Below are 20,494 nucleotides of genomic sequence, written 5' to 3'. Positions count from 1 at the left end.
CCTATAAATTGAGAATAGAGCGGCGGCGCCCACCGATATCTTGTCCATTGCGCACCAGCCAACCACCCCGTTTAAAGGAAAAGCGGTGCAAAACAGAACCATCCCAAAATTCCGTATAGTCCCAAATATTTTTGATCTCGCAATCATAGCCTGTGGCTTTTCCAGCTGTTAAGCCTTCGCTATCGACTTTGACCAAACGCCCCGTAACATCAATGGAATGTTCATGTTCGCGTCCATCTTCTTCAGACACCACATGTTTTTTGCCGGTAAATTTATGACGAAGACCAGGAGGACCACCAAAGATACCAATGATTTCTGGAGTGTGGCTGCGGATTTTCATTTGCAAGGTTAAAGCTTTTACACCAAGACCACTCACATCAATTTGCATGTCAGAGCCCCCTGGTTGATAGGTTTCAGTGATTTCTTCCAACGTGGGAAGTTTGAGTGTCTCAAGATCAAGATGGAGATTGACATCATCATCAACAATCAGGGTAAAACCACGAACAATTCTTAAAGTCATACATCACTCCTTGCTGCCTTGCGATAACCCTCAAGCGTATCGCCAAAAGTATGGGTCATTTTATTTTGGATATCTTCAGAGAGCCGATTAAAGTAAGCGCCATTGCGCCGGCTTCCAAAGCTTAAATCTTCGAGAGGAGGGACTTCTTCTGCATCAAATTCCACCCGCAATTTTCCCAATTGCAAATTGCTGTTTGAATTCAAATCGCGGTCAAACCAGACACGTCCTCCTAAAAGCGCTCCACGGGCAATCATATCATCAAGAAACTGTGTAAGGCTGCGGGTAATAGCAATGACATGTTGGCCGGTCAGGTTTTCGTCATTAGCCCAAGGGCGTAAATTGTTAATGATGGTCTTTTCCAAGGCTGCGCGGGTGCGTACCACATTGACAAAACGCCAGAGTGGATCACTCGAGGTGGTGTGATTGCCCCATAAAATGCGTCCATTGGCAGCCAATTGACCTTGGGCATTTTGGCTAAGGCGGGCGGGAATAAAGGTGGCAATATCAGCTTGATTGAGACGATTAGCCTCATGATCAATTTCCCCATCAAAATAGCTAATGGGGCGTGCTGTGCCTAAAATACCTTTAACATCTTGATTGGAGGGAGACCAAAAAACACCTCCCTTTTGTTTGTCCCGTTTGATAAACATGGCTGCCACAAAGGGGCTTGCCGGTTTGATACTAAAGCCCCCCTCACTATTTGCTACCCGCACAAAGGGATCAATCAGATAACAAAAACGTGAGGAGAAATCTGCCCGAAAGGCAAGGCTTTCTTCCGTATTTTTGCCCCCCGTATCAAACACGGCAATGGCTTGGAGCTTTTCGGCAACCTGTTCTAGAGCATCTGCTAGCGGGTTTTTAGCATTATCAAGGCGCCCTGCACTATAAGCTGGCGCTAAGAGAATTCCAGGCTCCACACCTAAATGCCCTCTAGCATGCGCTAGGGCATGAACACCGGTTAAAGCAACACTTGACCCCACCATTTCGGTTTGTGTCTCAGCCATAGTGGATTTTTCTTCCACCCGCACGAAGATCACTTGTGCCTCAACCCCTTGCGCGCGAACGGCATTGATGACATCAAGGGCTGTGCCTTTTTGCCCAAGCTTTTGGATTTTCTCTGTCTCATGCGTAAAGACCAACACGGGCTCGTTAAGGGGATAGGTTTGTGCATCCGCATCAGGGGCTGTCACAACTGCCCCAATGGCGGTTTGGCTAAACATCTCTAAGGGGCGAGAAGCTTGACCATCCTCAATGAGGCGAATACCATGATTAAATTCTGTTGCCATTTTGCTCTCCAAATCAATGAAGAGACAATAACAAGCATCACAATGCCCCATAAGACTGACAGTGTCAGTCAAAAAAAGCCCTTTAAAAGGGCTTTGAAAGAGTGATAAAAAAACTTTAAAAACTTATACAAAAACCTTTAATTTAACTGCGCCATCTCCACCCCGTCCAGCACCACTTGCTGTTCCATCCTCGCCATCTCGATACCCGCCGCCCCCGCCGCCGCCATTGCCTAATTCAGCACCGTTTCCTCCATTGCCACCATACTGGCTTTTCCCACCTTTGCTTCCATTATTATGTACACTACTACCACCACTACCACCTCCACCTGCACCACCATAGCTACTATCGCCCCCATCACCGCCACGACTATTATTATAACCTCCGCCGCCGCCTCCACCTCCATGCCAAGGATCTTCTTCCCCCGTATAACCATTACTATTACCACTTGCAACTCCATACCCACCTGGAGTTCCACCACCACTATTCCCACCAATATAACCGTTATTCCCCTTACCACCTCGTGCTGTAAGAATAGAACCAACTAGCGTATTACCACCATTAACACCATTTCCATATCCGCCTTTTCCAATAGTCACTACATCATTATTTTGTAATTGGCGTTTTTGAATCTTTAAAGAAATACATTCACCACCACCTCCTCCTCCACGTTGGCCTCCGCTACCTCCTCCTCCCCAAGCCATGATTTCAATATCAGTGTCATCTGTCACCCCATCAGGCCAAGGAATATTACCACTCTGCAACATGGTGATTTCAATGTATTCTTCTTTACGCTTTTTGATTAAAGCATCTAAAAGAGCATCCACTTGCGCCTTGGTATAAACAAGATCACCATCGACTCTCAAAGGTCCTTTAAGCGAGCTTCCGCTTGTACTTAAGTTAGTGACCACTTTGTTGTTATGGGTAGTAATATTCAATGATGAGTTTCCCAACAGTTCCAAATCGCCACTCATAGTGACTTTACTGGTAAACTTGTTGTAACTTTGCCATTCATTGGCTTGTTTTAAGCGCCCATAGCTGGTCAGATCTTCATTGATCTTGGCTCTAAAGTCATCAAGCCCCACGATATCTTCTGTTTTATGTTGATGGGTGCCTAACAGAGAGATGGCACTGCCAAAGGTAAAATTATTGTTGCCTGATTTATAAAGCACATAGTTATTTGCGGCATCTTTTGCGCCCTCGATATCGCTTAAATCAGCAAAAGTGAAGGTTTTATTCGCTGCCATCTTGCCATTAAGAGCGCTTTCTAGCCCCGTCACATCACTGATTGTATGGGCGTGTTGTAAAGAGGCTTTTCCCTCTATCTTCTCCTCAACAGTCGCAAGAGCTTGATCAAGTTTACCCAAGTTTTCACGTAAAATGGGGAATTCAGAACTGATAAAGCGTCCTTCTTTGGGCAATTCCATGTCGAGTTTTTTGGTTTTAGTCATCTCTCTTCTCCCATCATATGATGCCGGCGCCAAAATCACACACCATGGAGCGTGCAGCCGGTCCACCGGTAAGGGTGAGTTTTAAGCGTGCTTGTCGTGCTGTTTTGTCACTGCTCACAAATTTGCGCTCTGTCCAAAGCGGTTCAGCAAGCTGTTCTGTCTCATCCAGTTTTAAAGGGACAAAGGTACCATCATCCAGTTGCATCTCGAGGGTTAAGCAAGAACCGCCCGGTAAAAATGTTTTGATATAGCTGGTCAATCTTGCCTTTTCCCCAAAGGCAAAAGCCCGTGTGACATAGGTTGCTTGCCTGTGAATCTTTCCTGCAATCAATTGCACAGGGGCAAATAAGACCGGCGAGAGCTTCTCTGTGCCTTTAAGAATAGCCCGAAGTTGAACTCTTTCACTAATATATTCGGTCAGACTAAGCAATTGAAAGGGCAGCAGTTGATAAACTGTACCGTTGTTTCTTTCAATTTCAAAGATGACAGAACAATCGCTTGAAGGCAATTCAATGGCTGCACGCACTTGCAAATCAGAGCAATCCACAAGATCAAAGGTGCCTAAATCCACCGTTTTTTCTGTTTGCCTATAGCGGGCGGCCAACACTCGAAATGCCAAGGCTTCGTCTTGGTGCGCTGTCCAGCTCTGCGCATTGACAGAAGAAAAGCGCGGACCCGTCACATAAGGGTGGCTTGAAACATATCTTTGGTGCTCTTTATCAAAATCCCCAAGTTTGGCAAGTGAGACGGAATGATCCCCATCATCAGTTTTAAGCACAAAGGCGGTCAGACGATCATCGGGCACTAACAAAGGAACAGCGTAGCGTGCGCTCGCCCAGCCGGTTTTAGCGCCCTTCATGGAATAGGAGGTTTGGGCTTGAATATCGGCGGTAGGATAGCCGTTTTCGGTGGTCACCAAATCAATGACGAGATCATGGGCTTGATTGCCAATTTTACAAAGATGGAAATCAATCCCAGTGATTTGCCGTGTTTCATCGGGGGTAAAGACTTGCGCTTGCGGGTCAAATTTTGTCCAGATTTTTACCGTGGTGGTACGTCGCATCACTTTTACATCAATCACCCCTTGACCGGTAAAAAGCCCCGTTGCTGTTGTTCCACCTTTCCCTTGTGCCACAACATTTTTTGTCCCAGCGGGAATGTTTGGAGGAATCTTGAAACTCCCTTCAAGGGTGCCTTTGCTATCGGCACTAAGGCGGCTTGTTGGCAAGACATTCACACCATCAAAGGTAAGACTGTCCAAGATTTCGCCACTGCCAAAGCCTTCAATCTTAAAGTTCAACTTAATTTGTCTTAAAAAGTCGATTTGCTCCCTCGTTGTATTCACCAAATCATCACTGATTTCTGTCTTAACGATGCTTCTCCCACGGTTCCAGCCCATATTGAGTTGATTGGTCACACCAGAGAGCCAATCGGTGCGTTGTTCATGCCAAAAGTCTGTCGCGGGGGTAAGGGTGACGGTTCCAGGGAGAGGCGCAAAATTTTGATAAGGATTGATCTTTTCACAAGCGGTTGTCAATTCTTGCGCAATGATCACTTCATTGGTCCAGTCAAGGGTGACAGGGGTGTTCAAGGGGGCAGTATAAAAAGTTGGGTCAATGGCAAGCTGTAAAATACCGTTTCCCACAGCCCCTGTTTGTTCAAAACCTTCGTCTCTATAACTGTCATCGAGAAAAGGGTCTGCAAACATGCCTTTTTTGGCAACAGGCTCTTTGGAATCCACATTGCTTTTAATGCGCTCTAATTGCATGAGGCGGTCAAGGGAGAGCACCCGTTGAAAATAACGCCACATCTCATCATAGGGGGCAACACGTGTGCCATCATTTTTCACACGCGGTACATCAATCCAGTTATTGGTAATGGTGGCAAGGGAGAGCACATCTTCAGGAACGCTTGGCGCCATAGGTTGGTCTGCCGAAACACCTTTGATATAGACAACATCACCTCCTGTATTCAGTCCAATACGGTCAATGCGGGGGAGTTTATAAGAGTAATTCACAATAATATCACCCCCCTCAGCACCTCCTGAGACAGTGATTTCTTGTGCTGTGACTTTATCGGCCTTCACACTTGCCCGATAACGATAGGTCACCGTATAGCTACTGCCAGGGAGAGGTTCATCTCCAACGGGTGCCCAATCAATGGTGTCTCCGGTTTTTTTAAAATCCTTGCCTTCTTTAAATTCTTTACTTCCTTGCACAATTTTAAGAAAAGCAGTGATACTTTTATCGGGAACGCCGTCACGCCCAGATGTAATAGCCCCGCGGGTCACATAAACGGTTTTTTCTTTGGTCAACAAAATGGAATGGACAGCCGCAATGGGAGCGTAATAAGTTTTAAAAGTAAAGCTTGTTTTGCCTTTTAGGGGCGCGAAAATATGGGTTTCACTAGGAACAGCACTTGTCGAAAAGTCCTCTTGTTCTTCATGGCGCAAAGCGGCTAAGCGTTTGCGTTTAAAGCCATTGATATTGGCTTCTCCCTCTTGGATACTGAACACTTGCTTTTGTCCCTCTTGGCCCAAAGCTGTCACACGGCAACCATTCACGATATAATGCCCATGGGCGCGGTCATACGTCGCAATAGCTTGCATGGCGGGTTCAAGCAGTGAGGGTGATTTTTGATCAATGAGAACACCATCTTGCAAAATATAAACCGGAAAAAATGTGCCTTGCTGTCCATCATCTTTGAGAGCCCAGATAAGTTTTGCCACCTCACGGGCGGCACCTCCCTCTCCTTCTGCTAAAGACCCCGGAACTTGCCCCAAGAGCTGTGGATCATCCTCATGAGTTACCCAGCTTTTTTGAAGCTTCACACCAATTTCCATCCGTCCAACCATGGAAACATTCTCTAAGACGGCATTTGAGACAGGAAAAATATCGCCGGCGATATAAATCTTGCCCTCTGTTAAAGTGACGGTTTGCTTATCTTTATTGACAAAGGCGTCCGCCCGTTCAACACGGTCTCCTTCTTGTGCCACAAGGCGCCCCAAACGATTATGGCGCCCCCTTATGATGGTTTGCATTTCATTGAGTTCAGCTGATTGCAGAAAAGGGCGCTGTCCATAAAACACAACGCTTTGTTGTTCATCTTTGCCAACGGATCTGTCAATTGCAAAGGGTAAGCCACTTTCATGCTTCATATTAAAACCTCAATAAAATCTTGAATTGTTCGCGAACATCTGCGCGCAAAGGAATATCGATGGGTGTTTTGAGAATCTCCACACCGCTTGTTAATTCATCATTCCCTAGCCAAAGTTTGCCAGGAGGTGTCTGCTCTGCCACAGTGCCATGAACGAGGAGGGAAACAGAGGCGGCTTGTTTGTCTTCAACATCCCGAAAATCGGTGCGCGCTGCAAGAAACAACATTGTCCCTGTTTTCGAGGGCTTAAATTTGTTGCCACAATGGCTGTAAACACCCTCTAAAGCTTGTTCAACAGGCGCCACAGCATAGCATCTGCGATAGCCAATCAGAGCATTGTCTGGATCTCTTAAAGCGAGATAAAGGGAACGGTTTTGGAACCATTCTGCCATCAATATATCGCGTTCGTGCTTTTTGACCGAACACCAAGGAAAATTTGCCAACTCCCAAGGGTAATCGATATGTTCCCAACTTAACTCTTCGTCACCATCATCAATCCAGTTACCAATCAGTTTGCCTTCTTCTTTTGTGAGAACGTGGTTGATTTCTGTCGTGCGCCCAAAAGAAAACAGTGTGCCAAGAGCTGTTACGGAGATGCCGCTCTCAAAATCCAACATACCGTCATCAAGCCGTGACATATTGGCTTCCATAGCCCCCACATCATAACCAATGACACCGCGGCGAAAATCAGAGCGCAAGCTTTTGGAAAGGTCGACAATCGCTTCAATAGACTCAAGATCATCTCGTTCGGGAAGGTGATCAAATTCGAGTTGAAAGGAATTCCACCATGCACGCTCTGTCCACGCGGGTGTAAAGTGTACTGAGAGTCCAAGCCATTGAAGCCCCATATCGACGGCGGCTACAGAGCCACGTATCCGCTGCCATTCAAGCCCCTGGTCAATCAAATCATAAGAATTCGAGAAATAAGGGGTGAGTTCTTGTAAACCATATTCGTCAATTAAGAAGGGCAACCAAGAAGGGGGACGTGTAATCAATTTGGCACGCACAATATCTTCGAGCACCCTTTTGACTTGCGGGGAAAGAGCCATGGCCCCAGCCAAACAGCGTTCAAACAAGCTTGAATTTTGGGGCAATAACAACGCAGACATCAATAAGCATGCCCCCGTTTTGACAAAGCAATTTCCCCTAGTGCTATCGCCTCATGCGGGGCAACAAGAATATCTTCCTGTGGCTTTGTAACCTCCACATGATGGACACCTTCAACCATGAGGCGGCTTAATATCCAACTTGAATATAGATCACGCCCAAGCCTGCCCGCACGCGCCCATTCTTCTCTTAAATTCTGCTCTGCTCTTTCTAAAAGCTGTTCTCGCTCACCGGGTAACAACCAAAGGTTAGCCGAAATATCGATCACCCGCTGTACAGCACTCTTGACCAAAAGGGTATCATTGGTCATTTTAACATGAGGATCATCAAGGGCTCTTTGCACCTTGGCAATCAAAGCCTCATCGGCCACTCCTGAAGGGGCATCACTAAAAAGAGCCACATAAATAAGCGGGCTTTTTCCCACACGATAAACAAAAGCATCTTTGACACGGATATCACTGGAGAGAGCAAAATATTGATAACGGGGTGCTGTGCCCCCTGTAGAATGCCCTTGCCTCTTCAAACGAATGCGGCGGCGAAAACGCTCATCATCCTCATCTAAAAGGCGCGTGACCCCATGAAAATCCCCCAAATGGTCTAAACTTGTGCCATGCGCAAATTCGAGCAAATTATCTCGTGCCACTTCATTAATCCGCTGGCGCAACAGCAACTCTTCATAAGCAGCCGCTTGTAATTGAATGACCACAGGATCATAAGCGGTCTTTTCCACATTGTAAGGGATATGATGAGCGGCAAAAACATCCATCAAACGCTTAATCTTTTGCTCTAAAAGCCTTTCAACAGAAAGCTCTTCAATCACTTGCGGCACAGGGCGTTGTGAAAGGGATAAACATTCAAGCTCTGCCATAGGAAACCTCTAGCGGAAATTGCCTCTCTTGCCCATGGGACCAATCCCCCAAATGCCCATCGGGATAAAAAATGCCCCTTAAAACAAAGTGGAATATTCCCTCACGCGTTGCTTTGGTCAAATCAATCCTTTGGAGTGAAAACCCAGGTTCTCCGCATTCTGGATCATCGAGTGCGCAAGCAATGGCTTGATAAAGACGTAAAATCGTTGCAGGATTGGCATTGGCATCTTGGAACTCTCTAACATCACACCCATAATGGCGACGCAAAACCCGTGTTCCCACCCTTGTCATTAAACATTTATGGATGGATTGTTGGCAATGCGCAAAGCCATATAAGAGAGAGCCATCTTTTTCGCTCACCCCACAACGCATGATTTAAGCCCCCTTCGTTGTCTTTGTAAGAGAAGCCGTTGGGGCGGGAGATACGGTTGGGACTGGTTTTTCAGCAATCTGACCAAGAAGAAGTGGATATTTCGCTGCCTCTTCACTTAAACGAATTTCCTCACCCTTCCCCGGTGAACGCTGACCTGCCACAAAATCGGCATTGGTTAAAATAACATAAGTTTTCTCACGCATCATAAAACTCCTTTAAAGAGGGCTAGAGGTTGTGGAGGGCCCCATTTTGACCCCACCATGTTTGTGGCTTGCTCCAACAGATTTTTGATTGTGCTGCAAATCTTCTGCTTGAATCTGCACGCAGTCCGTTAATTCAACACGGGTTGATTGATGACAAAGCATGAGACCTTGTGCACTCAAACGGATTTCGTTTTCCCCATGGGAGAGAATAAGTTCATCTTTAGTCATACGAAGAGCGCCCCCTGCATAACAAAGCGCAAGCTCTTGGGGCGAGCGTGCTGGATTTTGTGCATCATCGCTATAGCTATCGCGTACAACCAGAGAAGCAGAGCCAATTTCGCCATGGGGGTTTAACAAGCGCACCGGATCACCAATGTTTAAAGGCATATTGCTTGAAACAGCACCAGCCGCTTCTTGCGCTTGTAGCCAAGGCGATAAAACCGCTTGACCATTGGCACCTTCACAAGAAAGTTTGACCCGCACCCTATGTCCATCAATTTGCGCCACCCGCCCCATCATGTGCTGGTTGGCAAGACAGCGTTCAAGCGCATCAAGGCGCTTCATGATTTGCCGAAAAGTCTCGCCCAACAAATGCGCATCATTCATGAAAACACCTCATCATCACATGAGATCAATCTGGCTTTAAGTTGTCGTTTGTCTTCACCCACAAAAATATCTTGCCCCAAATGATGCAAATCTTGGCGCCATTCCACCACACTGATCGATACACCACGCTGCTTAATCGCCGCAGAAATAATGGGGTCAATTGACACATCCCGCGGGGCGCTTACATGCGTTAACCCCCACAATTGTCCGCTATGGCATAAAACCCCTATCGCTTCTGCCAAAAGCCAACTGGAAACATCCCGCTCTTTGCCCGTGGTGATAATAAAAGCCCCCAAATGAAGATCAGCACTCATCTGTCCAGAAGGCATAGGATTTAAACGGCTTTCTAACACTGCAACACGCACAGCTGGCGCCACAAGCATCTGTGTTTCAAGCTCTTCTAAATTGAAACGCCCAAATTGACAGGCACAATCGCGCACATCCGGCAAAGCCCTTTTAAGGCTCCTTATTACCGCCTCACGAAACGCATTAATACGCCCTGCTTGTGTGATCGTTTGTCTCATGAAAACATCCTTCCCAGCCAATCTTCTGCCGCTTTGACAATTTCCACTTTATTGTGTTCTGAAAGCCCTAAATAGGGGCGCGCCAGCATGGTCACTTGCGGCACACAAATAAAGTGCTGTGCCTTGCTGCTTTTAAGAAAGAAGCGCAGGGTTTTGCCATTTTTCGGGCGAATGACGCCACCCAATTGATGAATCCGCGCATAAACCAACCCAGAGCCAATCACCACCTTTTCTGGTGAGGCTTTCATATCAATAGAGCGTGAGAGCGCCCCACTGGCATAAAGAATGGAGGTACGAGCATAATTGTTTTTCCACTTCTCTCCTTGGGGGGAGATTTTTTCGCTTTGAATCCGCCGTCTTGTGCTTTCTTGAATGAGGCGCCCAACCCCTTGTGCTAGAGTTTCCATCGGCGGATGGATACCCTTTTGTAAAAAGGATAAAGCCGCTTCAAGCCCGCTCTCTTTAATCTCAATATGGCTTGAAACAGACATGTTATCTTCCCATCACACGCGGTTTTGCGTGAAAAAAAGCCCCATCACGAAGCGGTCCATCTTCACTCATAATTTTAGGTTCATCGACCCCCAAACCCGCTTTGCCTTCTGCAATGCGTTTTAGTAAATCAACCGCCTGTTTGTAGCGATCTTCAATGGTTGTGGTCAGTGCCGTATGGCGTATGGCTAAATTATAAACAGCAATATTGACACAGATCATGCCAAGAGCCGCCGGCTGTCCAGCAATGGGGACCAAGTAGCGATGAGAGAGATGCACATCAATCTCACCACTTGCTTGGTTTAGAGCAAGGGCAATGGCTTGATCTAAAAGCACTGGATCAGACTTCTCATCATCAAAAGCACATAAGTCTTTCAAGAAATCATCACCCCAGAGCTCTTCAATCAATGTTTTGCTTGCATAGGCCATTAAGTCTTTTCCTTAAACAACATCTTGCAGCAACACACCGGCATCTTTGGCGGCGACCAATTCGCACACCCGTTCACCCACACGCACCCGTTTACCACCTGACAAACCAATATCTGGATCAGAGATCACCCCAGAGATACGCTCACCCAACTGAGCACTAAAGCCCCAACTGATGACCGAACCATCCGCCTGTTGCTTGGTCGGATCAATGTAAAGCAGAGCAATCTTATTGCCCCAAACGCGTGCCAATTGCGCTGTGCGTCCTTTGCGGGCTAAATTCACTTGCGATTCACCAATGAGTAAACGATCGGGGTGTATTTCCATCAGATCAGCAAATTGCGCTTTGGTGACAAAACCATCAGCAGTGCCACCCCCCTTAACGGCTTTGATGATTTTGGGATGGCGTTTGAGTTTTGACCAAACAACTTTACCCATCACAATGGTGTTGGGCGTATAGACGAGAGCTTTATCCTTCGCCTCATCTAAGGTGGCATAAGGGTCTGATTTGTCATAATCACTAAATTTATTCTCACCTTTAAGGGTCATCACCCGCTCTGCTGCATAGTTTTTGCTGTCTTGCACAAGTTCTGCCACACGCACTTCACGCCCCAATTCCAGCAAATTGGCAAGTCCCTCTACAGCGGTCTTTTCAGGGTTATAACGAGAGCGCTTTTCTGCCCGTGCGCGGGCTGCTGCTTCAATATCTGAATTGGGAATAAGGTCATCAAGCCCGTAATCTCTCACACTGGCTTCCCGTTCAAAGGCAGAAAATTCCACCACATTCGGGCGTCCTTTACGCCCAATTTCAAGTTCAGGAACCGTAAAACTTTCCGCTAGAGGAAATTCACTATATTTAAACACTTCACTTAAAACACCAACACGGGGCAAAACTTTATCGCCAATAAGAGAACCTGCTGGATTGCGATACCCAATAGCAATAGCAGTAAGGGTTGGATCAATGGGAAAAGGTCTGTTCATCATAAGCCTCGATTAATTAATTTTAAAAGAAATAACATCACCAGCAGAACCATCACTCATGGCAATGCCAATGGTGCGGTCTGCCGCTTCTGCCTTAATAGCCTGCCCCTTGGGGTCAGAAGTTAAAAAGTCACCAAAGGAAACATTGCCTCCACACACCACTTCGCCCCAACCGCATTGAGCAACATCGATCATTTCGCCAGCCTTGGCTTTGCAAGAGCCGGCAGTGCCTAATAATTTATCAGCCTTCCCAGAAGCTGTTGCCACCATTCCATCACTGCGCGCTGCAACAATAAAATAAGGAGAGATCTCTGCTGCAGTGCGAAAAGATTTAATCAAAATCGTCGTACTCATGATTGGCGTTCCTTTTGTTCATAAATATAATCAACCGCTTGGCTAATGGTGATGTCGAAGCCTTGTGCTTTCTGCTCTTGTTGATAATGGCGTGCAGCAAGTGCAATATCTTCTGGCGCAAGCTGATGTTCTTGCACCAAAGCACATGTTTCTAAAGGGCTTGTCGATGCGAGAACGGGCAATTTCTCAACCAAAGTTTGAAAATGTTCCATGCCCCCTTCAAGGGTACAAAGGGAACGATATTCTTCACGCGCAGCTGGCAAAATCTTGCCCTCTTCAATCGCTTTGTCTAAAAGCCTCTCAATCGTCGCCTTTTTTTGCTCTTCGCGCAAAAGCGCTAGATCTTCTCGCGCTTTTGTTAATTGGGCATTTAATTCCACCCGTTCTTTTTCGCGGGTTGCAATGCTTGCTAAAATTTCTGCAGGTTTTGCATCTTCTGCCAGCTCCAAAGCACTGGCAATGGCTGTTAAATCCATCATTTTCTCCGTCAAAGTTGTTGGGGACACCACAAAAGGTGTTAAAGGGGATGTTGAGGGGTGTTCACGGCTTAAAGCCGTCATCACAAGGGCAGGACGGTTCACCAGCCCTGCCCCTGCCAAACTTAAAATCTCACCATTTTTAGAATGACGAAACTCAGGGGAAAGATAGCGATATTCCCGAGCCACAATCTTTTTAGCAGCCATATCGGTCCATTTAACCCGACCCCAAATCGCACCATCCCGTTCTGTGAGTTCTTCAATCCAACCGCTTGCCGGCGCTTCTAAACCGTTTCTCGCTCTGTGATGTTGCCCATGCTCATAATCAATCACAAGCGGTCCTTTATTGGCTGCAAAAGCCTTTAAAATCCTTTGCGGACTATAATGCCATTCTCTTCCATCACGTGCCTTCACATGAGGTGCTTTGGGCAACAGCTCGACCCATTCCGGTGCTTGGCTAACGGTGCCGTCTTGGCATAAAACGTCTTGGCAAAGATCAATAAACTTGCCATGAAATGTCTCGTCATGACATATCTCAGCCTGCCCTTCTTTTTGATCTTCGTAAAATTCTTGCTCCATACATTGCCTATTGCTTTACAATTATCATTGGCAATACAATGCACGAAATCCCCTTCAACGCATAAGCCTGACAGTGTCAGTCAAAAGAGCACTTCTTAAAAAAAGCACTTTTTCCCCCTCTTCTAGCTTATGAAAGAAACCCCAATACCAAACCTTCTCATAAAATCGTTTTCAAAGGCACTTCAAAGGCGATAGAGCGCCATTGTGAAGTTAGAGGTACAAATTATCACTCCACACAAAAAACCTCTCTCAAAGCGCGTTTTCTTAAAGATTGCTTTTGTACATTTAAACTGTTAGCGTACTCACGAGGCGTGAGCCAGTTATACCAGGACGGCTTTGCCGGATCTGCGAGGAGTTGACCGCCCTCCACGCCTTCTCATTCTCCCCACACACTGGTTCCTTCTTTACAAAGCCAACAAAGCTTTGCGGTGTGCGCTTTCTTGCCTTTACAAAAAAGCCTCTCTCAAAACGCGTTTTTTTTTTAAAAGATTGCTTTTGAATATTTAAACTGTTAGATTACCCGCGAGGCGTGAGCCAGTTTTGCCAGGACGGCTTTGCCGGATCTGCGAGGAGTTGACCGCCCTCCACGCCTTCTCATTCTCTCTCACACAACAACTCTTCTCACAAAAACCGAAAGAGCTTTGCGGTATTCTCTTTACAACAACCGTTCATCCTTCTTTTCAGCCGCCTCTAACAAACGTTGAATTTCGCGAAAGCTCTTTTTATGCATGGAAGTCAGCCACCATTCTTGTTTACTTGCCACAAATTTGACTGCAAAGCGCCACCATGCCCCTCCACTTTCACCAAAAAACAAAACACCCTGCGTATCTTTTCGCCTGATGATACCGTAAGGTTTTATGAAGGTTTGAATGGCACCACGAAAATCCTCCAAGTGAAGGGAACGCGCTTGATGCTCTAACAAAATATGTTTCACACTGTCTGAAGATAAACGAATAAGAGAATTGTCCCCACCAAAAACATCACGCACCTTTTGTATCATCGGGGCTATGGGAAGGATAACACATTGATTTATAATGAAAATCTAGCGTTGTTCATATTGAATGAGAGTCCCGAATAACGTAAGATTCTCTCATTTCAAAGCTGTTTATCTTGAATCAATCAAAATCATTCCCTTGCACATCAAAAGCGGGGCTGGCGTGTGGGTAAAAATTGTTAAAGAAAGGACTAAAAATGGCTCTTATGAACCGTCTTAATGCAAGGTCTGTCGCAACATTGGGGGCTGGCAAATATAACGATGGTGCCGGCTTGTTACTCCACAAACGTAAAGATGGTGGTGCTCAATGGATTTATCGTTATACCCTTCACGGATAAAGTGCAAGTTTTATATAAAAATAACCTACTGTATTTATAGATCTTTTTTATTGTAAGGGATAAATAAATAAAAGTTGGGGAATAGGATTTCGCAACTTGCTCTCAATTATTGCGAATCAAAACTTCTTTTCGAGGTGATTTTTTTGCGATTTTAAAGAAAAGATTTTGTAAATCTCTAACTCTTAGTTATCCATTTTTTAAAGTGTGAGAAGTGATTATCTAGCGCATCTATGAAACGGGATAAATCGATGACAAACATAAAGACAATGAAGGCTAACCACTTCATAATGCGTGACATCATCTTTAAGCCTTGATACGTCTCTATCATCTCATGAAGAAGCTGTTGTTCTGTCTCCGTGAGATCTTGTTCCGGTTTACGCTTTCTACTCATTTGACCAACCACATAAGCGTGCTCCCTATTTTGCGCCCCCAAATCACAAGCGCTGTTCCTTAAAACGTTTGGCAACAATCACCAGTCCTGTACACGCCGCTAAAACCATAATCCCTGCTAACGCCCACTGAATTGGTCCATTACCAACAAAAAAGCCTCCAAATCCTGAACAAGACCCTATAATCGGGGCTAGCGCCTCTATCTTGAAAAGACCTGTTCTCTCCTTCGTTTCTACCCTGTGATAGTTCGAAGCAATGTAAGACCCTTTCGCCCACAAACCGGCTTCGGCTGCTCGACGGTTGGATAATCCCACAAAAGGCTTACCCCCTATCTTATTCCATTTCTGTAATTCACTAGGAACAGCTTCATAATCCCCTTGATTAAGCTTCTTCAACAACGTTGACTTGCTAAAGGCTTTCGTTCCTACGTTATAACAAAACGATACCAATGCCGCGAATTGGCAATCCGTTAATGAAACGGTCACCGATTCCTCTACCGTCTTCTCAAATTGCTTTAAGTCTTCACAAAGAATTTCTTCTGCTTGCTCTTGTGTGATACGCATGCCTTTTTTAACAAGCGGTTGACCGGCATTGCTGGTGTGACCATACCCTATCGTCCAGATACATGCTACATCTCTATAAGCCTCTAAACGTAACCCTTCCCACTGTTTGATAAGCTCTAATCCTTCCTTTGATATCTTTCTCATCTGACCCTCCATAAAAAAAGCCCCACATCTGTGAGGCTGGATTAAAATCTTCTTTTATGATCTTCTATTGGCTATGCTCTTTGATCAACTGCTCGACTTCTTCAACACGAAAGCCAAGTTGAAAAAGCGGTGCATATTCGCTTTCCTGTAATTCATACTGACAACGCTTTTTGACAAAATCTCCATTGAGATCAGACGGCATTTCGGTTATGAGAGCAACCTTATGCGTGTCATCTTCTACCCCCTCTTCTCCTTCACTGAGCTCTTTGATAAAGACCCAATAAAAACGCGTTGATAAAAGCTGCTCTAGCCTTTTTACCGTTTCTTCCCTATCAAATTCGAGCATATTTAGATAATCTTGCTTCGTATTTAAGTGTTCTGGATAAGAAAACATTTTAACCTCTCAAATAAATCTACGTGAGCGGCTGCATCCACGCGCCGAAACTTGTTCATTTGCAGCATTGATAGATATATATCCTCGACCAAATCGGTGGCTATCCCCTTCAATATTCCAAGTCCCTCCAGCTACCATTGCCTTAAGATCTACATTATCTGCTGTTGAGAAAAAAATAGATCCTGACAAAAACTGCCACATATAGCCGCAACCATCCTCACATCCTATATGAGAAATCATACGACGATTTGCCGTATCCCTATGTCCTCCGGAATATTTTGGAGAAGGTGCCTTTTTACCTTGAATACTTGTCTTATCATTACTCCCATGCATAGCAGAAGCAAATTCTTCATCACTTAATAATGACTTATTTACAAGCATCATATCTGTTGTATGCTGCATATAACTACGGTTAGTTGTTACATTTGCACGATAAACCGATTTCGTATTTACACCGTCGCCTGACTGAAGATAAATATCAACCCAAAGATCTGTAGAGAAGTCGTAAACCATTCCTTCTGGTGAACTATAAGGGCGGTGATTGAGACACCAAACAGAGTGGGGTAATATATCCCCTGCACGATAACCCGATAAGAGATGACCAGAAATCGTACCAACATCCGCACAAAGCGTGTGAAACCCTCCTATCTTGCGCGAATTATTGACGGTGTAATTCCTTGGATACGTAGAGTTTTCCGATACAACAAATTTATGAGACTGTCCTCCATCAGAAACCAAATAAACATAATAATCCTTGCCCGCAGAAAGAGAAGAAATATCTATTCTCGTGTCTACCGTATAACTTACAACCAAAATATCATTGCCTACTCCCAAGGTTAGGGTCGTTCCTTTTTTTACCGTTAATTGCGCTTTGCCTGTAGCAACAAGAAACGGGGTAGAATTTGACAAAATCGTTAAATTAGACTGTTTCAGTAAAGTATTTATCTTTTCTGCTAGTGCTTTTGCTGCTGTTGCTGTTGTTTGAGCTGCCGTTGCTGTTGCTAAAGAACTTTTGAGACCTCCAAGCTCTTGCTTCGTTGTATCGGCGGTTTTCTTTGCTTGATCTGCAACTCCTTTGGCTTCTTCCGCTGTCCTTTTCGCTCTATCGGCTGTTTCCTTAGCTTTAGTGGCTTCGCCCTTGGCTTGATAAGCTTTTGAATCTGCTGCTTCCGCTTTTTTCTTGGCTTCGTCTGAATACATCCGCGCTAAACTTACGGGGGCTTTAAAATTCTCAACCACTTGATTGATATCGATAACCCTACTTACCGCAGACGAGGCTGTTTTCTCTGCCTTTTCTGCTATTGACCGCGCCTGTCCTGCTTCATGTTTTGCATAACTTGCTGTATCTTTTATAGCCTTTACCGCATCATTCGCTCCATCCGCCTTTGACCATGCTGTATTGGCTGTTTTCTTAGCTTCTTCAGCCGCTCTCTCCGCAGATTGGGCTATGGACTTCGCACTCTCCGCTAATTCCTTGGCTTTCCCTACTTCACCTTTAGCTTCATACGCGCGGTTATCGGCTTTCTCCGCTATTTTCTTGGCTTCTTCACCTGCCATTTCCGCTAAGCTTGCTGTAGTCCTAGCATTATCTGCCACTTCCTTCGCATTATAAGCTGTACTACTAGCGTTATAAGCTATATTTTTTGCGGATTCTGCCTCACTACGGGCTTGTCGCGCATCATGTTCAGCGTAGCCTGCTTTTTCCTTGGCTTCCTTAGCTATTTTTTGTGCCTCTCGCGCTTCTGTTTCTAAAGAATCTGCTTTTTTACCCGCTGTTTCTGCCGCTTTCTGTGCTTGTTCGGCTGTATATTTTGCACTATTAGCTATTTCCTTAGCTTTGTCTACTTCACCCTTGGCTTGATAGGATTGTGAATCTGCTGTTTCGGCTTTTTTCTTGGCTTCATCTGCGTACGTACGCGCTAAACTTGCTATAGTCTTAGCGTCATCGGCTACTTCCTTCGCTTTGTGAGCTGTACTCCACCCTTCATGAGCTGTACTTTTTGCCTTTTCTACCTCACTGCGCGCTTGTTCCGCCTCATGGTTGGCATAGCCTGCTGTCTGTTTGGCTTCTTTCGCTATCTTTTCAGCTTCACCCGCTACTGTCTCTACCTGTGATGCCTTCTTTTGTGCACCATCGGCTACCTTTTTTGCCTCTTCGGCGGTCGACTTCGCACTATTGGCTACTTGTTTTAGACTATCCAAAGCTCCTTTCGTTTCTTCTGCTACCTTCTCTGCTGCTTCCGCTTTGCTCTTCGCTGCTTCCGCTATGCCCTTAACGGCTTCTGAACTTACCTGCCCTGCCGCCTCTCCTGAACGCGCTGCCGCTTCTGCTGCTGCTTTGGCTTCTTTGGCTATTCGCGTGGCTTCGGTTGCACTCTGCTGGGCTTGCTCTGATTTCGCCGACGCACTATCCGCAGAACTTTTCGCTTCCAAGGCTATCGTTGTGGCATTGCTTGCTTCTTCTTTTGCTTCCTCTGATAGGCTCTTCGCAGATATTGCTGTCTGTGAAGCTTCATTCGCAACTGCCTCTACGCTTTCGGCTTTAGCCTTTGCTGTTTCTGCTGCCTCTTGTGAGCTTGATGCCAACCGTTGTGCCTCTTCCGCTTTAGCCTTTGCTTCACCAGACTTCGTTAAGACTTCTGAAGTTTGCTGGCTTATCTCATCACCTTTCTGCTTAGCTGTAGTGGCTGTCGATAATGCCGTGTCTGCAACGCTTTTAACATCTCCAAGCGTTTGTTTAGTTTCCTCAGCAATCCCCTTGGCATCATGAGCTGTGCTAGATGCCGTATCCGCCATTGTTTTCGCTGCATTTGCTTCTCTTAATGCTTCATCGGCGGTTTTTTGCGCTTCTGTAGATGATGTCGTTGCTTTTTCTGCTAAACCTTTAACTTCTTCAGAAATCCCCTTGACATCATTGACTGATGTAAGCGCTGTAGAAGCTTTCTCCTTCGCATCACTCGATTCTCTAAGCGCACTTGTAGAGGCATTTTTAGCTTCTGTTGCGAGCTGTTTGGCTTCTTCACAAACACTCTTACTTTCTTGTGCAACTCTCTCTGCTGCCTCAGCTTTCTTCTGAACGGCTTCTGCTAAACTTTTGGATGCTTCACTCCCTTCACGAACCGCTTGTCTATCGGCTTGTAAGGCTTGCTCTGCAACTGTCTTAGCCTCAGAAGCTATTTGAGATGCCGTTGTTGCTGCCTGTTGTGCCTGCTCGGCTTTCGTGTTTGCACTATCTGCCGCGCTTTTAGCGTCTAAAGCTGTGGTCTTTGCAACACCGGCTTCTCGTTTTGCTTCTTCTGATAGACTCTTTGCTGCTGTCGCTGTTTGTGCTGCATCATCACTCGTTTGTTTTGCTGCATTAGCAATAGTCTCTAAACTTTCTGCTTTATTCTTGGCTTCTTTTGCATTCCTCAACACTTCATTAGAACGCGTTTGGATTTGCTCTGCTGTTTTTGTCAGTTCTGTAACTGAAGCCGTCGCACGTTCCGATAAACCTTTTGCCTCTTCCGCCATATCCTTGGCATCATCGGCTGTCTGTTTGGCTCCATCTGCCTTAAGACTGGCTTGGGTCGCTACCGTCTTGACTTCATGACACGTTGCTACCGCTGTCGCGGCTACTTGGGACGTCTCTGTCGCTGTTTGGGAAGCTTCTCGCGCTGTTTGTTCTGCACGTTCAGCAATCGATTTCGATTCATCAGCTAACTTCTTGGCTTCTGTCGAGACATTCACTGCACTGTCACTTACCTGCTTGACCTCTGCAAAACTTTCCAATGCCGTAGCCAGTGAACCTTTCGTACCACTGATTTCCCCTGAAGCTCTATCAACCGCTGCTTTGGTCTCTTCTGCTATGTGCTTTGCAGCATCAGAGGCATTTTGGGCTTCTTCGGCTAAGCCCTTGGCGCTATCCGCTGTCTCTTTTGCTTCATTGGCGATTGCTGTTGCTGCTGTAATCGCTTCCTTCGCTTCACTGGAGGTTGTAAGCGCTACATTAACCGTTTGAACCGTTTTTGTTACCTCTGTGAGCGCTTGATCTGAGCCCCTCTTAGCTTCTTCTGCAACCTGTTGCGCACCATTTGCACGCGCCATCGCTTTTTCTGCCTCTTGCCTTGCATTCACAACCTGTTCTAACGGTGCAAAAGTCTCATACGAATACAAAGAGGCTGTCCCTAAAATCTTCGGAACAACAACGCTACTTTGCGAGGTGCCTTCTCTGATTTCCTCTTCAGTTGCCACCGGTATCAAATATTCATGACTATGATCGGGGATCTTCATC

Annotated in this window: 20 protein-coding genes and 1 pseudogene; 1 reads left to right on the top strand and 20 read right to left on the bottom strand. The window is 45.8% G+C overall.

Annotated features, from left to right (window positions below; translation table 11 throughout):
• Position 1 precedes the first annotated feature (1 nt).
• The 16 genes from NNJ73_RS06225 to NNJ73_RS06150 form a co-directional block, all read right to left on the bottom strand.
• Positions 2 to 520 carry a phage major tail tube protein gene (locus tag NNJ73_RS06225; RefSeq protein WP_254493158.1) on the bottom strand — a complete coding sequence of 173 codons (519 nt, stop codon included), beginning with the start codon at positions 518 to 520 and terminating at the stop codon, positions 2 to 4.
• Positions 517 to 1,806 (bottom strand): phage tail sheath C-terminal domain-containing protein, encoded by a 1,290-nt coding sequence (locus NNJ73_RS06220; protein WP_254493239.1) that lies wholly within the window; start codon positions 1,804 to 1,806, stop codon positions 517 to 519. The genes NNJ73_RS06225 and NNJ73_RS06220 overlap by 4 nt, the downstream gene beginning before the upstream one ends.
• Positions 1,807 to 1,929: 123 nt before the next feature.
• Positions 1,930 to 3,255, bottom strand: a complete 1,326-nt coding sequence (locus tag NNJ73_RS06215; protein ID WP_254493157.1) for a Bgr_08870 family protein — start codon at positions 3,253 to 3,255, stop codon at positions 1,930 to 1,932.
• 13 nt (positions 3,256 to 3,268) lie between these two features.
• On the bottom strand, positions 3,269 to 6,412 hold the full coding sequence (locus tag NNJ73_RS06210; RefSeq protein ID WP_254493156.1) for a DUF4815 domain-containing protein: 3,144 nt from the start codon (positions 6,410 to 6,412) through the stop codon (positions 3,269 to 3,271).
• A 1-nt stretch (position 6,413) separates the two neighbouring features.
• Complete coding sequence (locus NNJ73_RS06205) at positions 6,414 to 7,520, bottom strand: phage tail protein (RefSeq protein WP_254493154.1); 1,107 nt, start codon at positions 7,518 to 7,520, stop codon at positions 6,414 to 6,416.
• Positions 7,520 to 8,386 carry a baseplate J/gp47 family protein gene (locus tag NNJ73_RS06200; protein ID WP_254474456.1) on the bottom strand — a complete coding sequence of 289 codons (867 nt, stop codon included), beginning with the start codon at positions 8,384 to 8,386 and terminating at the stop codon, positions 7,520 to 7,522. The genes NNJ73_RS06205 and NNJ73_RS06200 overlap by 1 nt, the downstream gene beginning before the upstream one ends.
• Entirely contained in the window at positions 8,373 to 8,759 is a 387-nt protein-coding gene (locus NNJ73_RS06195) for a GPW/gp25 family protein (protein ID WP_254474458.1), read from the bottom strand. The genes NNJ73_RS06200 and NNJ73_RS06195 overlap by 14 nt, the downstream gene beginning before the upstream one ends.
• 3 nt (positions 8,760 to 8,762) lie before the next feature.
• Complete coding sequence (locus tag NNJ73_RS06190; protein ID WP_254474894.1) at positions 8,763 to 8,963, bottom strand: hypothetical protein; 201 nt, start codon at positions 8,961 to 8,963, stop codon at positions 8,763 to 8,765.
• A gap of 12 nt (positions 8,964 to 8,975) precedes the next feature.
• Positions 8,976 to 9,569, bottom strand: a complete 594-nt coding sequence (locus NNJ73_RS06185) for a baseplate assembly protein (RefSeq protein ID WP_254493152.1) — start codon at positions 9,567 to 9,569, stop codon at positions 8,976 to 8,978.
• Positions 9,566 to 10,093: a hypothetical protein gene (locus NNJ73_RS06180; protein ID WP_254493150.1), complete on the bottom strand. Its 528-nt coding sequence runs from the start codon at positions 10,091 to 10,093 to the stop codon at positions 9,566 to 9,568. Before NNJ73_RS06180 ends, NNJ73_RS06185 begins: the two co-directional genes overlap by 4 nt.
• Positions 10,090 to 10,584 carry a phage virion morphogenesis protein gene (locus NNJ73_RS06175; RefSeq protein ID WP_254493148.1) on the bottom strand — a complete coding sequence of 165 codons (495 nt, stop codon included), beginning with the start codon at positions 10,582 to 10,584 and terminating at the stop codon, positions 10,090 to 10,092. The genes NNJ73_RS06180 and NNJ73_RS06175 overlap by 4 nt, the downstream gene beginning before the upstream one ends.
• Before the next feature lies 1 nt (position 10,585).
• Entirely contained in the window at positions 10,586 to 11,011 is a 426-nt protein-coding gene (locus NNJ73_RS06170) for a gp436 family protein (protein ID WP_254474466.1), read from the bottom strand.
• Positions 11,012 to 11,023: 12 nt separating this feature from the next.
• Positions 11,024 to 11,989: a major capsid protein gene (locus NNJ73_RS06165; protein WP_254493146.1), complete on the bottom strand. Its 966-nt coding sequence runs from the start codon at positions 11,987 to 11,989 to the stop codon at positions 11,024 to 11,026.
• 12 nt (positions 11,990 to 12,001) lie between these two features.
• Positions 12,002 to 12,343 (bottom strand): capsid cement protein, encoded by a 342-nt coding sequence (locus tag NNJ73_RS06160; protein ID WP_254474470.1) that lies wholly within the window; start codon positions 12,341 to 12,343, stop codon positions 12,002 to 12,004.
• Entirely contained in the window at positions 12,340 to 13,398 is a 1,059-nt protein-coding gene (locus NNJ73_RS06155) for a phage protease (protein WP_254493144.1), read from the bottom strand. Before NNJ73_RS06155 ends, NNJ73_RS06160 begins: the two co-directional genes overlap by 4 nt.
• 655 nt (positions 13,399 to 14,053) lie before the next feature.
• Positions 14,054 to 14,386 (bottom strand): hypothetical protein, encoded by a 333-nt coding sequence (locus tag NNJ73_RS06150; RefSeq protein ID WP_254493142.1) that lies wholly within the window; start codon positions 14,384 to 14,386, stop codon positions 14,054 to 14,056.
• Between the two features lie 203 nt (positions 14,387 to 14,589).
• Here NNJ73_RS06150 and NNJ73_RS06145 point away from each other — a divergent pair.
• Positions 14,590 to 14,727 (top strand): annotated as a pseudogene (locus tag NNJ73_RS06145) (integrase); the annotation flags it as partial.
• 178 nt (positions 14,728 to 14,905) lie between these two features.
• On the opposite strand, the gene NNJ73_RS06140 reads toward NNJ73_RS06145, so the two are convergent.
• From NNJ73_RS06140 to NNJ73_RS06125, 4 genes are all read right to left on the bottom strand, one after another.
• Positions 14,906 to 15,133, bottom strand: coding sequence for a hypothetical protein (locus NNJ73_RS06140; protein WP_254473145.1), 228 nt, complete (start codon positions 15,131 to 15,133; stop codon positions 14,906 to 14,908).
• A gap of 31 nt (positions 15,134 to 15,164) precedes the next feature.
• Positions 15,165 to 15,827: a lysozyme gene (locus NNJ73_RS06135; protein ID WP_254475209.1), complete on the bottom strand. Its 663-nt coding sequence runs from the start codon at positions 15,825 to 15,827 to the stop codon at positions 15,165 to 15,167.
• Between the two features lie 64 nt (positions 15,828 to 15,891).
• Positions 15,892 to 16,221 (bottom strand): hypothetical protein, encoded by a 330-nt coding sequence (locus NNJ73_RS06130; protein ID WP_254492184.1) that lies wholly within the window; start codon positions 16,219 to 16,221, stop codon positions 15,892 to 15,894.
• Between the two features lie 9 nt (positions 16,222 to 16,230).
• On the bottom strand, positions 16,231 to 20,493 hold the full coding sequence (locus tag NNJ73_RS06125; RefSeq protein ID WP_254492185.1) for a hypothetical protein: 4,263 nt from the start codon (positions 20,491 to 20,493) through the stop codon (positions 16,231 to 16,233).
• Position 20,494: the final 1 nt, after the last annotated feature.

Source organism: Bartonella sp. B1099 (assembly GCF_944801835.1).
In the GTDB taxonomy this organism is placed as follows: Bacteria; Pseudomonadota; Alphaproteobacteria; order Rhizobiales; family Rhizobiaceae; genus Bartonella.
The sequence above is the reverse complement of the archived record's forward strand: the minus strand, read 5'-3'. Positions and strand labels throughout refer to the sequence as shown.

Bases quoted from the DNA above. Each gene is read 5' to 3' on its own strand.
- NNJ73_RS06225 (WP_254493158.1), bottom strand. From the start codon at position 520: ATGACTTTAAGAATTGTTCGTGGTTTTACCCTGATTGTTGATGATGAT.
- NNJ73_RS06220 (WP_254493239.1), bottom strand. From the start codon at position 1,806: ATGGCAACAGAATTTAATCATGGTATTCGCCTCATTGAGGATGGTCAA.
- NNJ73_RS06215 (WP_254493157.1), bottom strand. From the start codon at position 3,255: ATGACTAAAACCAAAAAACTCGACATGGAATTGCCCAAAGAAGGACGC.
- NNJ73_RS06210 (WP_254493156.1), bottom strand. From the start codon at position 6,412: ATGAAGCATGAAAGTGGCTTACCCTTTGCAATTGACAGATCCGTTGGC.
- NNJ73_RS06205 (WP_254493154.1), bottom strand. From the start codon at position 7,520: ATGTCTGCGTTGTTATTGCCCCAAAATTCAAGCTTGTTTGAACGCTGT.
- NNJ73_RS06200 (WP_254474456.1), bottom strand. From the start codon at position 8,386: ATGGCAGAGCTTGAATGTTTATCCCTTTCACAACGCCCTGTGCCGCAA.
- NNJ73_RS06195 (WP_254474458.1), bottom strand. From the start codon at position 8,759: ATGCGTTGTGGGGTGAGCGAAAAAGATGGCTCTCTCTTATATGGCTTT.
- NNJ73_RS06190 (WP_254474894.1), bottom strand. From the start codon at position 8,963: ATGCGTGAGAAAACTTATGTTATTTTAACCAATGCCGATTTTGTGGCA.
- NNJ73_RS06185 (WP_254493152.1), bottom strand. From the start codon at position 9,569: ATGAATGATGCGCATTTGTTGGGCGAGACTTTTCGGCAAATCATGAAG.
- NNJ73_RS06180 (WP_254493150.1), bottom strand. From the start codon at position 10,093: ATGAGACAAACGATCACACAAGCAGGGCGTATTAATGCGTTTCGTGAG.
- NNJ73_RS06175 (WP_254493148.1), bottom strand. From the start codon at position 10,584: ATGTCTGTTTCAAGCCATATTGAGATTAAAGAGAGCGGGCTTGAAGCG.
- NNJ73_RS06170 (WP_254474466.1), bottom strand. From the start codon at position 11,011: ATGGCCTATGCAAGCAAAACATTGATTGAAGAGCTCTGGGGTGATGAT.
- NNJ73_RS06165 (WP_254493146.1), bottom strand. From the start codon at position 11,989: ATGAACAGACCTTTTCCCATTGATCCAACCCTTACTGCTATTGCTATT.
- NNJ73_RS06160 (WP_254474470.1), bottom strand. From the start codon at position 12,343: ATGAGTACGACGATTTTGATTAAATCTTTTCGCACTGCAGCAGAGATC.
- NNJ73_RS06155 (WP_254493144.1), bottom strand. From the start codon at position 13,398: ATGGAGCAAGAATTTTACGAAGATCAAAAAGAAGGGCAGGCTGAGATA.
- NNJ73_RS06135 (WP_254475209.1), bottom strand. From the start codon at position 15,827: ATGAGAAAGATATCAAAGGAAGGATTAGAGCTTATCAAACAGTGGGAA.
- NNJ73_RS06130 (WP_254492184.1), bottom strand. From the start codon at position 16,221: ATGTTTTCTTATCCAGAACACTTAAATACGAAGCAAGATTATCTAAAT.
- NNJ73_RS06125 (WP_254492185.1), bottom strand. From the start codon at position 20,493: ATGAAGATCCCCGATCATAGTCATGAATATTTGATACCGGTGGCAACT.